This is a genomic window from Enterobacter sp. BNK-16, from assembly GCF_048684955.1.
Classification (GTDB): domain Bacteria; phylum Pseudomonadota; class Gammaproteobacteria; order Enterobacterales; family Enterobacteriaceae; genus Enterobacter; species Enterobacter bugandensis.
Map to the genome: position 1 here is coordinate 2,422,837 of NZ_JBLQTQ010000001.1, position 12,951 is coordinate 2,435,787.

Annotated in this window: 12 protein-coding genes; all 12 read right to left on the reverse strand. The window is 55.4% G+C overall.

The genetic code is table 11. The features are described 5' to 3' along the window. Positions 1-288: 288 nt before the first annotated feature. A complete protein-coding gene (gene lipB / locus ACMGGH_RS11565; protein ID WP_028012335.1) occupies positions 289-930 on the reverse strand; it encodes a lipoyl(octanoyl) transferase LipB in 642 nt (213 codons plus the stop codon). Positions 931-1,024: 94 nt separating this feature from the next. Beyond that, positions 1,025-1,288, reverse strand: a complete 264-nt coding sequence (gene ybeD / locus ACMGGH_RS11570) for a DUF493 family protein YbeD (protein WP_003858718.1) — start codon at positions 1,286-1,288, stop codon at positions 1,025-1,027. Positions 1,289-1,393: 105 nt separating this feature from the next. Next, positions 1,394-2,605 carry a D-alanyl-D-alanine carboxypeptidase DacA gene (gene dacA, locus ACMGGH_RS11575; protein WP_028012336.1) on the reverse strand — a complete coding sequence of 404 codons (1,212 nt, stop codon included), beginning with the start codon at positions 2,603-2,605 and terminating at the stop codon, positions 1,394-1,396. A 139-nt stretch (positions 2,606-2,744) separates the two neighbouring features. Then, complete coding sequence (rlpA, locus tag ACMGGH_RS11580) at positions 2,745-3,854, reverse strand: endolytic peptidoglycan transglycosylase RlpA (RefSeq protein ID WP_028012337.1); 1,110 nt, start codon at positions 3,852-3,854, stop codon at positions 2,745-2,747. A 16-nt stretch (positions 3,855-3,870) separates the two neighbouring features. Continuing rightward, on the reverse strand, positions 3,871-4,983 hold the full coding sequence (gene mrdB / locus ACMGGH_RS11585) for a peptidoglycan glycosyltransferase MrdB (protein WP_013097590.1): 1,113 nt from the start codon (positions 4,981-4,983) through the stop codon (positions 3,871-3,873). A gap of 2 nt (positions 4,984-4,985) precedes the next feature. Continuing rightward, a complete protein-coding gene (gene mrdA, locus ACMGGH_RS11590) occupies positions 4,986-6,887 on the reverse strand; it encodes a peptidoglycan DD-transpeptidase MrdA (protein ID WP_028012338.1) in 1,902 nt (633 codons plus the stop codon). Positions 6,888-6,915: 28 nt separating this feature from the next. Then, the gene (gene rlmH, locus ACMGGH_RS11595; RefSeq protein WP_003858701.1) at positions 6,916-7,383 is read right to left on the reverse strand and encodes a 23S rRNA (pseudouridine(1915)-N(3))-methyltransferase RlmH; all 468 of its coding nucleotides are present in this window, start codon (positions 7,381-7,383) and stop codon (positions 6,916-6,918) included. Positions 7,384-7,386: 3 nt separating this feature from the next. Beyond that, positions 7,387-7,704, reverse strand: a complete 318-nt coding sequence (gene rsfS / locus ACMGGH_RS11600) for a ribosome silencing factor (protein ID WP_003858696.1) — start codon at positions 7,702-7,704, stop codon at positions 7,387-7,389. A 268-nt stretch (positions 7,705-7,972) separates the two neighbouring features. Next, a complete protein-coding gene (gene nadD / locus ACMGGH_RS11605) occupies positions 7,973-8,638 on the reverse strand; it encodes a nicotinate-nucleotide adenylyltransferase (RefSeq protein ID WP_028012339.1) in 666 nt (221 codons plus the stop codon). Continuing rightward, positions 8,631-9,662, reverse strand: coding sequence for a DNA polymerase III subunit delta (gene holA / locus ACMGGH_RS11610; RefSeq protein ID WP_028012340.1), 1,032 nt, complete (start codon positions 9,660-9,662; stop codon positions 8,631-8,633). The genes nadD and holA overlap by 8 nt, the downstream gene beginning before the upstream one ends. After that, positions 9,662-10,231, reverse strand: coding sequence for an LPS assembly lipoprotein LptE (lptE, locus tag ACMGGH_RS11615; RefSeq protein WP_041910796.1), 570 nt, complete (start codon positions 10,229-10,231; stop codon positions 9,662-9,664). The genes holA and lptE overlap by 1 nt, the downstream gene beginning before the upstream one ends. A gap of 14 nt (positions 10,232-10,245) precedes the next feature. After that, the gene (gene leuS, locus ACMGGH_RS11620) at positions 10,246-12,828 is read right to left on the reverse strand and encodes a leucine--tRNA ligase (RefSeq protein ID WP_048338851.1); all 2,583 of its coding nucleotides are present in this window, start codon (positions 12,826-12,828) and stop codon (positions 10,246-10,248) included. Positions 12,829-12,951: the final 123 nt, after the last annotated feature.

A 12,951-nucleotide genomic window follows, 5' to 3' on the forward strand; every position in this document is an offset into this window, starting at 1 on the left:
TTCACTCCGTATACATTCACAACATGAATGATAGTTCAATTTATTTATTATGCTTGTAGAGATTCGTAAAGTGTTGCTTTTGTTCCACTTGTTTATCAAAAACAAACAGTTGTGTGATTATCACTCAAGTTACTTAGCCTGTGTATGCCGTGCTGTCCGGAGGCTAAATAATATGTAAGGGCAATATTCGGGCGCTTCGAAAATATAGAATCTGCGGATTATTGTAAAGCGTAAAAGCGGTAAATAAACAGTGGCCCGTCAAATTATCGAGCCATTCTGGATGATATATTAAGCAGGGATATATTCGTGCGGGGGATTGTTAAGTAGCGCTAACACATTCTTCAGAAGCACGGGACGTATATTTTCTGGCGTAGCGGTATCGACCCACTGGCGCATTTGCGTCATTTCCATGCCGGCGTAGCCGCAGGGGTTTATGCGCTGGAAAGGCGTAAGATCCATATTAATATTCAATGCCAGACCGTGGAAGGAACAACCTTTACGAATACGTAGCCCCAGAGAGCAGATCTTCATTTCGCCAACGTAGACGCCCGGCGCATCGGCACGCGGATGCGCGTCAATCCCATACTCCGCCAGCGTGTTGACGACGGTCTGTTCCAGTAACGTCACCAGCTCACGTACGCCAAGCTTTCTGCGCTTCAGATTAAGCAGGACGTACATGACCTGCTGACCCGGACCGTGGTAAGTCACCTGTCCGCCACGATCGCTCTGGATCACCGGGATATCGCCCGTCATTAATAAGTGTTCCGCTTTTCCCGCCTGGCCCTGCGTAAATACCGGCAGATGTTCGACCAGCCAAATCTCATCAGGGGTTGTGTCATCGCGTGAATCGGTGAACTCGTGCATAGCCTGAGAGACAGGCTCATAAGGTTGCAGCCCGAGATGACGGACCAGAATTTTATCCTGATACAAAACGCGTCTCCGAAGACGAGAAACAAAAGATGAGGGGGAGTATATCACAGCGGGGAAGAGGGGTTACCCGGTAAACCGGGTAACCGCAAAGGGACTACAGCACCATACGAACGATTTCGATATTGCCGAGCTCTTCGTACAGCGTCTCAACCTGCTCGATATGTGTGGCAGTGATGGTAATAGAAACCGAGTGGTAGTTGCCCTTGCTGCTTGGTTTTACTGACGGAGAGTAGTCACCCGGCGCATGGCGCTGTACCACTTCAACCACCTGATCAACCAGCTCAGGTTTCGCTAGACCCATTACTTTGTAGGTAAACGGGGTAGGGAATTCAAGCAGTTCGTTAAGTTTGGTTTTCATGTCAGCTCCGGCGTAACGTCAAAAAGAATAACTCCCACGTCAGGTGGGAGTTATCAGGATACTTAGTATATGGGGATCAAAATCACACTTTCAAGTGTTCGATTTTTAGCCAAACCAGTGATGGAACATCAATTTAATGTAATCAATGATTTTGCCGAAGAAATTGCCTTCAGGAATTTCTTCCAATACCACGAGTGGACGCTGGTCGATCGTTTTACCGTCCAGCTGGAAGTTGATGGTACCCACCACCTGGTTTTTATGCAGCGGGGCATGCAGTTCGGTGGTGTTGAGCACATAGCTTGCTTTCAGATCCTTCATACGACCGCGTGGAATGGTCAGGTAGAGGTCTTTATCCACGCCCAGAGAAGCACGATCGTTATCGCCGAACCAGACGGGTTCAGAAGCAAATTCTTTGCCTGCTTTCAGCGGGTTCACAGTTTCGAAGAAACGGAAGCCCCAGGTCAGCAGCTTCTTACTCTCGGTTTCGCGACCTTTAAAGGTGCGACCGCCCATCACGGCAGAGATCAGGCGCATCTGGCCTTCAGTGGCAGAGGCTACCAGGTTGTAACCGGCTTTGTCGGTGTGGCCGGTTTTGATGCCGTCAACGTTCAGGCTGTTATCCCACAGCAGGCCGTTACGGTTGGTCTGACGAATGCCGTTGAAGGTGAACTCTTTCTCTTTGTAGATAGAGTACTCGTTAGGTACGTCGCGGATCAGCGCCTGACCGATCAGCGCCATATCACGTGCGGAGCTGTACTGACCGTCTGCATCGAGACCGTGTACGGTCTGGAAATGGCTGTTCTTCAGACCCAGGGCATTTACGTAGCTGTTCATCAGGCCCACGAACGCATCCTGACTACCGGCGGCGAAATCGGCCATGGCCACGCAGGCATCGTTACCGGACTGCAGGTTAATGCCACGAATTAACTGAGAAACCGGAACCTGCATTCCCGGTTTCAGGAACATCAGCGAGGAACCTTTGAAAACCGGGTTCCCGGTAGCCCACGCATCGTTGCCGATGGTGACCAGATCCGTCTCTTTGAACTTACCGGCTTTCATTGCCTGGCCGATGACGTAGCTGGTCATCATTTTGGTCAGGCTGGCCGGGTCACGGCGGGCATCGGCATTCTGTTCTGCCAGCACTTTGCCAGAGTTGTAATCGATCAGGATGTAGGATTCCGCGTCGATTTGCGGAACGCCAGGGATCATGGTCTTGATATTCAGGTCATCAGCATGAGCTGCAGAGAGTGCAGCCGCGCAAAGGGCCGTGGTCAGCGCCATGCGCTGCACAAAACGAGCAGAAAAAGTGGTCTTCATGGTCAGAACTACGACATCCGTGATGGAATTAAAAAAAGTGCCTTACTATAGCAAATGCTATTCAGGCAGGCATCCGACTTTAAGCATGAGTTTGTGAATGTGTTTTACACAAATTGACATTTCGGATACCGCCGATTAATTACTTCGTAACAGCGATAAAGGACTGCAGCTGTGCCTCGCTCTGCAAACGCTGCTGCAGGGATGCCGCCTGCGACTTGCTGGCAAACGGCCCCATCTGAATACGCCAGACCGCGCCGTTTTGCTCAACGCGTCCTGGCACGCCAAACTGCTGGCTTAGACGCTGCTGATACTGCTGGGCACGGGCCCGATCGCTCACTGCGCCCACCTGGACGACAAAGCCGCCGCTGGCTGCTGCGGGAGCGGCAACGGCTGCGCTCTGGGTCGTGACCGGAGCCGTTACCGGGGCAGGCTGCTGCACGACGGGGGCGGCAACAGGGGCTGGCGTCGGCTCACTGCTCTCCAGCACGCCCGAGGCTAAGTTCGTTGGTGCGCCAAGGAAGCCGCTGCTTTTTACCGGTGCGCCAGTGGCATCATCGCTTTGCAGGGTGTCATTGCTGATTGGGCGTATTTCTCCCGCCGGCTGAGAAGGCTCTGCCGGCGAGGAGACGCTTCCCATGCCGCCGTCCAGATTTGGGCGGTCGGGGAGGGCATAGGTCTGTTTCGCCACCGTGGTACACGCGGTTCCCGGCCCGGAGAGCGAACCATCCTGCGCCACGATAATTGGGTCAATGCGAACTTTGGTGTTGTTCGAGGTATTCAGGCGATCGGCAGACGCGCGGGACAGGGAAATCACCCGGTCATTACCGTACGGGCCGCGGTCGTTAATACGCACGACGATCATACGGCCGTTCGCCAGGTTGGTGATACGGGCGTAGCTAGGGATAGGTAGCGTCGGGTGCGCTGCAGTCAACTGCATTGGGTCAAATGTTTCACCCGATGCCGTCAGGTTACTGCCCGGCTCAGCATCATAAATGGCGGCAAAGCCAGCCTGGCTAAAGCGGGACGGATCCTGCACAATTTTGTAGCTTTTGCCGTCGCGCTCGTAATCCTGATTCGCGCTGGCATTCAGCGGTTCATAAACGGGATCGGCACCGCTAATTTCAACGATTGGGCCATTACACACCGCAGGCTGCGGCGGCGCGACGGTTGCCTGTTGCTGACCATCATCACTTGTACAGGCCGCAAGTAAACTTGCCGCAATGCAGATACCCAGCCACTGCTTACGCATTCCGATCCCCTTATTTTTATACGCTTTTTGACAACATTTTTCTGTGGGTGTGGATCGACATCACGATACCAAACCCGGCCATCAACACGATCAGTGCCGAGCCTCCGTAACTCACCAGCGGCAGCGGTACGCCTACCACCGGCAGAATACCACTCACCATACCAATATTTACGAAGACATAAACGAATAAAATCAACATCAGTCCGCCTGCCATGACGCGGCCGAAGGTGGTCTGCGCGCGGGCCGCAATCCACAAACCTCGCATGATGAGCAGCACGTAGAGCGCCAGCAGGATCAGGATGCCAACCAGTCCCAGCTCTTCCGCCAGTACCGCAAAGATAAAGTCGGTGTGGCGCTCCGGTAAAAACTCCAGCTGCGACTGGGTACCGTGCAGCCAGCCTTTACCGCGCAGGCCGCCGGAGCCAATCGCAATCTTGGACTGAATAATATGATAGCCCGCACCGAGCGGATCGGTTTCCGGATCCAGAAGCATCATGACGCGCTGGCGCTGGTAGTCATGCATCAGGAAGAACCACAGGATAGGGATAAACGCTGCAACCAGCACCACCGCGATACCAATCAGACGCCAGCTTAAGCCCGACAGGAACAGGACAAACAGGCCGGAGAGGGCGATAAGGATCGAGGTGCCGAGGTCAGGCTGCGCCGCAACCAGCAGTGTCGGCAGGAATATCAGCACCAGGGCGATAGCGGTATTTTTCAGCGACGGCGGACAGACGTCGCGGTTGATAAAGCGCGCCACCATCAGCGGGACTGCGATTTTGGCAATCTCCGAGGGCTGGAAACGGACTACGCCCAGATCCAGCCAGCGCTGTGCCCCTTTTGAGATGGCACCGAACGCATCTACCGCCACCAGCAAAATAATACAGAAGATGTAGAGATAGGGCGCCCAGCCTTCATAGACGCGCGGCGGGATCTGCGCCATTACCACCATAATGACCAGACCCATCGCGATCTGGCCGATCTTGCGTTCCATCATGCCGATGTCCTGGCCGCTGGCGCTCCAGATAACCAGGGCGCTGTAAACCAGCAGGGCCAGCAGGATCAGCAGCATGGCTGGGTCGATGTGAATTTTATCCCACAGCGATTTTTTATTTGGATTATCCGTCATGATTATTGGTCCTCCGCCGCAGCGGCGGCCGGATTTTCAGCCGGCAGTTCGGTGTTGTTATCACCCAGCATAATGTGGTCCAGGATTTGGCGCATGATGGTCCCTACCGCCGGGCCAGCGCCGCCGTTCTCCAGAATCATTGCCACCGCCACCTGCGGGTTATCATAAGGGGCAAACGCCGTCATCAGCTTATGGTCACGCAGACGTTCGGCTATGCGGTGTGCGTTATAGGTTTCATTGGCTTTCAGGCCAAAGACCTGCGCCGTACCGGATTTCGCGGCCACTTTATATGGCGTACCGGCGAAATATTTGTGCGCGGTTCCGTTTGGACGGTTTGCCACACCGTACATACCGTCTTTCGCTATTTCCCAGAAGCCGGAATGGATGTCGCCTACCGGCGCTTCATGGGGCTGCACCCACGGCACTTTTTTGCCATCTTCAACGGTGCTTTGCAGCAGATGCGGAACTTTCACTACGCCGTCGTTAATGAGGATCATCATCGCTTTGTTCATCTGAAGCGGGGTGGCCGTCCAGTAACCCTGGCCGATACCCACCGGTATGGTATCACCCTGATACCACGGCTTCTTAAAGCGCTTCAGCTTCCACTCACGGGTTGGCATGTTGCCGGAGCGCTCTTCAGCCAGATCCACGCCGGTGTAGTGCCCGTAGCCGAATTTGCTCATCCACTCTGACAGGCGGTCAATGCCCATGTCATACGCCACCTGATAGAAGAAGGTATCCGCAGATTCTTCCAGAGATTTCGTAACGTTCAGATGGCCGTGGCCCCATTTCTTCCAGTCGCGATAGCGTTTTTCAGAGCCCGGTAGCTGCCACCAGCCCGGGTCAAACAGGCTGGTATTGCGGTTGATGACGCCCGCGCTCAGCGCCGAGACCGCCACGTACGGTTTAACCGTTGATGCCGGCGGGTAAACGCCTTGCGTGGCGCGGTTCACCAGCGGGGTGTTAGGGTCATTCAGCAGGCCGGAGTAGTCTTTGCTGGAGATGCCGTCAACAAAGAGGTTCGGGTCATAGCTTGGCATGGAAACCATGGCCAGAATGCCGCCGGTGCGCGGGTCGGTGACCACTACGGCGGCGCGGCTACCCGCCAGCAGGGTTTCAATATACTGCTGCAGTTTGAGATCGAGCGTCAGATAGACGTCGTGCCCCGCCTGAGGCGGCACTTCTTTAAGCTGGCGGATGACGCGTCCACGGTTGTTAACCTCAACTTCTTCATAGCCGGTCTGCCCGTGCAGGACATCTTCGTAGTAGCGCTCGATCCCCAGCTTGCCGATATCGTGCGTCGCGGCGTAGTTCGCCAGCTTGCCGTCTTTATCGAGGCGCTCGACGTCTTTATCGTTAATCTTGGAAACGTAGCCAATCACATGCGTCAGCGCGGATCCGTAAGGATAGTAGCGACGCTTGTAACCCTTCACTTCCACACCGGGGAAGCGGTACTGGTTCACCGCAAAACGGGCGACCTGGACTTCCGTCAGATTGGTTTTAACCGGAATGGAGGTGAAACGGTGAGAGCGGGCGCGCTCTTTTTTGAAGGCCGCGATATCATCATCGTTAAGATCGACAACGCTCCTTAGCGCTTCCAGCGTATTCTGCACGTTATCGACCTTCTCCGGCATCATCTCGACTTGATAGATGGTGCGGTTTAACGCCAGAGGGGTGCCGTTACGGTCGTAGATAATGCCGCGGCTGGGTGCGATAGGCACCAGCTTAATGCGGTTTTCGTTAGAACGCGTCTGGTAATCGGTAAAGCGGACAATTTGCAGATTATAAAGGTTGGCGATCAGCACGCCGGTAAGCAGCAAAATCCCCGTAAAGGCGACCAGCGCCCGGCGCACAAACAGCGCGGACTCAGCCGTATAGTCGCGAAAAGAATTCTGTAGTTTCATCCGCTGCTTAATCTACCCTGGTCAGTCATTACTCGCGGTGATAGGGGTGGTTGGTAGTAATGCTCCACGCGCGATACAGGCTTTCCGCCACCAGGACCCGCACGAGCGGGTGGGGCAGCGTCAGCGCAGAGAGAGACCAACTTTGTTCTGCTGCAGCTTTGCAGGCGGGGGATAACCCTTCAGGTCCGCCAATCAACAGACTGACGTCGCGGCCATCCTGCTTCCAGCGCTCCAGTTCATGCGCCAGCTGCGGCGTATCCCAGGGTTTACCTGGAATATCAAGGGTGACGATGCGGTTCTTGCCTGCGGCAGCAAGCATCAGTTCACCCTCTTTGTCGAGAATACGTTTGATATCCGCGTTCTTACCGCGCTTCCCGGCGGGGATCTCCACCAGTTCGAACGGCATATCTTTGGGAAAACGACGCAGATATTCAGTAAAACCGGTTTGTACCCAGTCCGGCATTTTGGTGCCGACGGCGACCAGCTGCAACTTCACGCATTAACCCCAGAGTTTTTCCAGCTCATACAGGCGACGGCTCTCTTCCTGCATGACGTGGACAATCACATCGCCGAGATCCACAACCACCCAGTCAGCGGTCGCTTCACCTTCAACGCCAAGCGGTAAGAGTCCTGCTGCGCGCGATTCCTGAACCACATGGTCGGCAATCGAAACAACATGACGCGTAGAGGTACCGGTGCAGATAATCATGCAGTCGGTAATACTGGATTTACCCTTAACGTCGATAGCGATGATGTCCTGACCTTTCAGGTCATCAATTTTGTCGATAACAAAATCCTGGAGTGCTTTACCCTGCAAGTTTTCCCCCTGGGTGAATGAGATTGTACAACTATGAATTCGTGGCCAGACAGTATACCTGAACTGACGCCCCTGTCGGGACAAATGTCACCGTCCGGGCTTTTGAAGGCGGGTATCATCCCACCCTCCGCCTGAGATTGCATCGCCATTTTTGTAAAACAATTTCTGTAAAGCAACGATCGGCGGGAAAGTCTGGCAGCGGAGGATAACAGTATGGCTTAACCTGTCAAGGCAGGATAATCAATATGCTGCTTTTTATGCCCTCCGGCTATTTATCTGCGGTTTTCTGATACAACCCGTGCGTATGAATATACGCCAGCACCGGGGCAGGCAGCAGATCGTCACAGGCTAAACCCTGCTGTAAACGTTCGCGAATAACGGTCGCAGAGATGTCGAACCACGGCGTCTCCGCCAGATAAATCTTCCCGGCGGGCTGGTTGTGAAGATCTTCAACGTTATCGGTGAGGTGGTCTTCAAGCCACTGCTGATATTGCGCTTCGCGCATGGTCAGCGGGTAGCCCGGACGGCGGCAAACGAGCAGGTGGCTGTTCCCCAGAATGGTTTCATACTTGTGCCACGTGGGGAAGTTGAGCAGGGAGTCCTGACCGATGATAAAGGCGAGCGGCTGGTCAGGCCCTTGCTCGGCCCGCCACTCCTGAAGCGTTTGCGACGTCCATGAGGGGGTGTCGCGACGCAATTCCCGTTCATCAAGCCTGAAGAGCGGCTTATCCGCGATAGCCAGAGCGAGCATCTCTTTGCGCTGCTCGCTGGTTGCTTCAGGCTGGGGGCGGTGCGGCGGTACATTATTGGGCATGATGGTAACGCGCTGCAGGCCGATCAGATTTGCCAGAATTTCTACCGGCTTCAGATGCCCGTAGTGTACCGGGTCAAAGGTGCCGCCATACAGGGCCTGTAAAGAGTGCATACTATCCATCAATAAATACGTCAGCCAGCGCCTTGTGGCAGAGCAGCAGGGAAAGGCTTTCCAGCTCCGCCCACACCGACTGGCCGTAATCTTGTTTTAGGGTAAGCTCGGCGCGCATCAGAAGCTGCACAGCCTGGCGCAGCTGTTCATGGCTCAGGCGGTTGATGGCCTCGGTGGTCATTGCCCGCCGGTTTTGCCACACCCGGTGTTTATCAAACAGGGAGCGTAACGGCGTATGGGCCGACTGGCGCTTGAGCGTTATCAGCAGCAACAACTCGCGCTGCAGCGTGCGCAGCAGAATGACGGGTTCACTGCCCTCCAGGCGCAGCTGCTGGAGAATATGCAGGGCGCGTTTGCTTTTCGCCGACAACAGAGCATCCACCCAGTGGAACGGCGTGAAGTGTGCGGCATCGTTAACGGCCTGCTCAACGCGCGGTAAGGTCAGCTTGCCGTCCGGCCAGAGCAGGGAGAGCCTGTCCAGCGCCTGTGCCAGGGCCAGCAGGTTGCCTTCATAGCAGTAGCAGAGCAGTTGGTTCGCCGCATCGTCCAGTTGAAGGTTGTGCTGCTTCGCTCTCGCGGCGACCCATTTAGGCAGGTGCGCCTGCTCAGGCGTCTGGCAGGTGACCAGCACCGCGTGGGTCGCGAGTTGGGTGAACCATGCCGCGTTTTCCTGCGCTTTGGTGAGCTTGCTGCCGCGCACAATTAACAGCAGATCGCTATGTAACAGGCTGACCAGCGTGGCGAGTTGCTCATTGATGGCCGCGTTAGGGCCGTTCTCCGGCAGCAGGATCTGGATTGTCTGGCGCGACGCAAAAAGGCTCATCGCCTGACAGAGTGAGAAGAGGGCGTTCCAGTCGGTGGCGTTATCCACCTGAACGGTATGGTGTTCATCAAAGCCCTGAGCCGCGGCCGCATGCCGCACGGCATCCAGGCTTTCCTGAAGTAGTAACGGGTCGTTTCCGAGCAGCAGATACGCCGCGCGCAGCCCTTCATTGAGCTGCGCGCGGAGTTGTTCAGGATACAGCCTGATCATCATTTACCCAGAGAGGTAGAAACAGGAGGCGTACTGGCATCCGGTTTTTCAATAATGTCAGAGCCTTCTCGGTTAGACGCTGCAATACCCGGCAGTTTGCGGATCAGCTGTTCCGCCGCCTTGTCGTACATTTCGTTGATGATAATCTGCTGTTCGGCATCTTTTGCCAGCGCGGTTTGCGGGTTATCAAAGAACGAACGATACACTTTTGCGCTGATCGGATAGATGTCTTTACCCGGGATCAGTACAGCCGCGTTGACCGACAGCACCATCTGATATTCAGCCGTGCGGCCGTCCTGGAAGATGGACGCCGTATCCTGGCCCAGCGTCATTCCCAGTACGCGCAGAGACGGTACATCCTGGCGCAGCGTACCTTTCTCAACAAGCTCAACGCCGTTCAGGCGCAGCTGATTACGAATGGCCCGGCTGAGCGGTCCGTTTGGATCCCCGGAATCAAAGATCATTGTTTTCATCTCAGCAGGCACCGCCGTGGTATTGCGCAGGTGCCAGCCACAGCCAGCGGTGACAAGCACCGCCAGAGATAAGAGTATTGTTGCCAGTTGTCGCACGTTTCCTCCCGCGCTTAGCCAACGACCAGATTGAGCAGTTTACCCGGTACGTAGATCGCTTTACGTAAGGTAACGCCCTCAAGATATTTCGCAACCAGAGGTTCCTGGCCCGCGCGCTCGCGAACCTGATCTTCAGTTGCATCGACCGCCACGGTAATTTTACCACGGACTTTGCCGTTGACCTGGACCACCACCAGCGTGGTGTTTTCCACCATCGCTGCTTCGTCAGCCACCGGCCACGGCGCGTTGTCGATATCGCCTTCGCCTTTCAGCTCCTGCCACAGGGTAAAGCTGACGTGTGGCGTGAACGGGTTAAGCATGCGAACCACGGCCAGCAGCGCTTCACGCATGATGGCACGATCCTGCTCGCCGTCCTGCGGGGCTTTCGCCAGCTTGTTCATCAGTTCCATAATAGCCGCAATTGCGGTATTGAAGGTCTGACGACGACCAATATCATCGGTCACTTTCGCGATCGTTTTATGAACATCACGACGCAGTGCCTGCTGATCTTCGCTCAGCGCAGCGGCGTTCAGTGCCGGAGCATCACCCTGTGCGGTATGTTCGTACACCAGCTTCCAGACGCGTTTCAGGAAGCGGTTCGCGCCTTCTACGCCGGATTCCTGCCACTCAAGGGTCATATCAGCCGGAGAAGCAAACATCATGAACAGGCGTACGGTGTCCGCGCCGTAACGCTCAACCATCACCTGCGGGTCGATACCGTTGTTTTTAGACTTGGACATCTTGCTCATGCCGGTATAAACCAGTTCATGGCCTTCAGCGTCTGTCGCCTTCACGATACGGCCTTTCTCGTCGCGCTCAACGATCGCATCAACCGGAGAAACCCAGTTACGCTCTCCGTTCGCGCCAACATAGTAGAAGGCGTCTGCCAGCACCATACCCTGGCACAGCAGCTGTTTAGCGGGCTCGTCAGAGTTCACCATGCCGGCATCGCGCATCAGCTTATGGAAAAAGCGGAAGTAGAGCAGGTGCATGATGGCGTGTTCGATACCACCAATATAGATATCTACCGGCAGCCAGTAGTTGGCGGCGTCAGAATCCAGCATGCCTTCTTTGTACTGCGGGCAGGTGTAGCGCGCGTAGTACCAGGAGGACTCCATAAAGGTATCGAAGGTGTCGGTTTCACGCAGCGCAGGCTGGCCGTTGACGGTGGTTTTGGCCCACTCAGGATCGGCTTTGATCGGGCTGGTGATGCCGTCCATGACCACGTCTTCCGGCAGGATCACGGGCAGCTGATCTTCAGGCGTTGGCATGACGGTGCCGTCTTCCAGGGTCACCATTGGAATTGGCGCACCCCAGTAACGCTGACGGGACACGCCCCAGTCGCGCAGACGGAAGTTCACTTTACGCTCGCCCACGCCCAGTGAGGCCAGCTTATCGGCGATGGCGTTGAAGCCCTCTTCGAAGCTGAGGCCGCTGAACTCACCGGAGTTAAACAGGGTGCCTTTTTCAGTCAACGCCTGCTCGGACAGGTCAGGTTCAGAACCATCGGCGGCCAGAATAACGGCTTTAATCGGCAGGTTGTATTTGGTGGCAAACTCGTAGTCGCGCTGATCGTGACCCGGAACGGCCATGACTGCACCTGTACCGTACTCCATCAGAACGAAGTTTGCTGCCCAGACCGGGATCGCTTCGCCCGTCAGCGGGTGCTTAGCATAGAAGCCCGTCGCAACGCCTTTTTTCTCCATCGTCGCCATGTCGGCTTCGGCCACTTTCGTGTTGCGGCATTCGTCGATGAAGGTCGCCAGTTCCGGGTTGTTCTCTGCCGCTTTCTGCGCCAGCGGGTGACCTGCGGCCACGGCCAGATAGGTCGCACCCATGAAGGTGTCCGGACGGGTGGTGTAGACGGTCAGGGTCTGGTCGTAGTTCTCAACGTTGAAGGTAATTTCCACGCCTTCAGAACGGCCGATCCAGTTGCGCTGCATGGTCTTAACGGTGTCAGGCCAGTGATCCAGCGTATCCAGATCGTTCAGCAGTTCGTCAGCGTAAGCGGTGATTTTGATAAACCACTGCGGGATCTCTTTACGCTCAACTTTGGTGTCGCAGCGCCAGCAGCAGCCGTCGATAACCTGCTCGTTCGCCAGAACGGTCTGGTCATTCGGGCACCAGTTAACGGCAGAGGTCTTCTTGTACACCAGGCCTTTTTTGTACAGCTCGGTGAAGAACTTCTGCTCCCAGCGGTAGTATTCCGGGGTACAGGTCGCCAGCTCGCGGCTCCAGTCATAGCCGAAGCCCAGCATTTTGAGCTGGTTTTTCATGTACGCGATGTTGTCGTACGTCCACGGTGCCGGAGCGGTATTGTTTTTTACCGCTGCGCCTTCTGCAGGCAGGCCGAACGCATCCCAGCCGATTGGCTGCAGAACGTTTTTGCCCAGCATGCGCTGGTAACGGGCGATCACATCACCGATGGTGTAGTTACGCACGTGGCCCATGTGTAGTCGACCAGAAGGATAGGGAAGCATCGACAGGCAGTAATACTTCTCTTTGCTCTCGTCTTCGGTTACTTCAAAGGTGCGCTTCTCGTCCCAGTGTTGCTGGACTTTTGATTCTATCTCTTCCGGGCGGTATTGCTCTTGCATGGCAGCCAGTGGTCCTGTGTTCAATACAGCTACAAAAATGTAGCCAATGGATGTGGTAATTCAGATCCGCATAGCATAGCCCAAACGCCCGCGTCAAAACAGCCTTTCGCGCAATTGCACTTT

Coding starts and splice junctions, on each gene's coding strand:
- ybeD (WP_003858718.1), bottom strand. CDS start 1,288: ATGAAAACCAAACTTAACGAACTGCTTGAATTCCCTACCCCGTTTACC.
- dacA (WP_028012336.1), bottom strand. CDS start 2,605: ATGAAGACCACTTTTTCTGCTCGTTTTGTGCAGCGCATGGCGCTGACC.
- rlpA (WP_028012337.1), bottom strand. CDS start 3,854: ATGCGTAAGCAGTGGCTGGGTATCTGCATTGCGGCAAGTTTACTTGCG.
- mrdB (WP_013097590.1), bottom strand. CDS start 4,983: ATGACGGATAATCCAAATAAAAAATCGCTGTGGGATAAAATTCACATC.
- mrdA (WP_028012338.1), bottom strand. CDS start 6,887: ATGAAACTACAGAATTCTTTTCGCGACTATACGGCTGAGTCCGCGCTG.
- nadD (WP_028012339.1), bottom strand. CDS start 8,638: ATGGATAGTATGCACTCTTTACAGGCCCTGTATGGCGGCACCTTTGAC.
- holA (WP_028012340.1), bottom strand. CDS start 9,662: ATGATCAGGCTGTATCCTGAACAACTCCGCGCGCAGCTCAATGAAGGG.
- leuS (WP_048338851.1), bottom strand. CDS start 12,828: ATGCAAGAGCAATACCGCCCGGAAGAGATAGAATCAAAAGTCCAGCAA.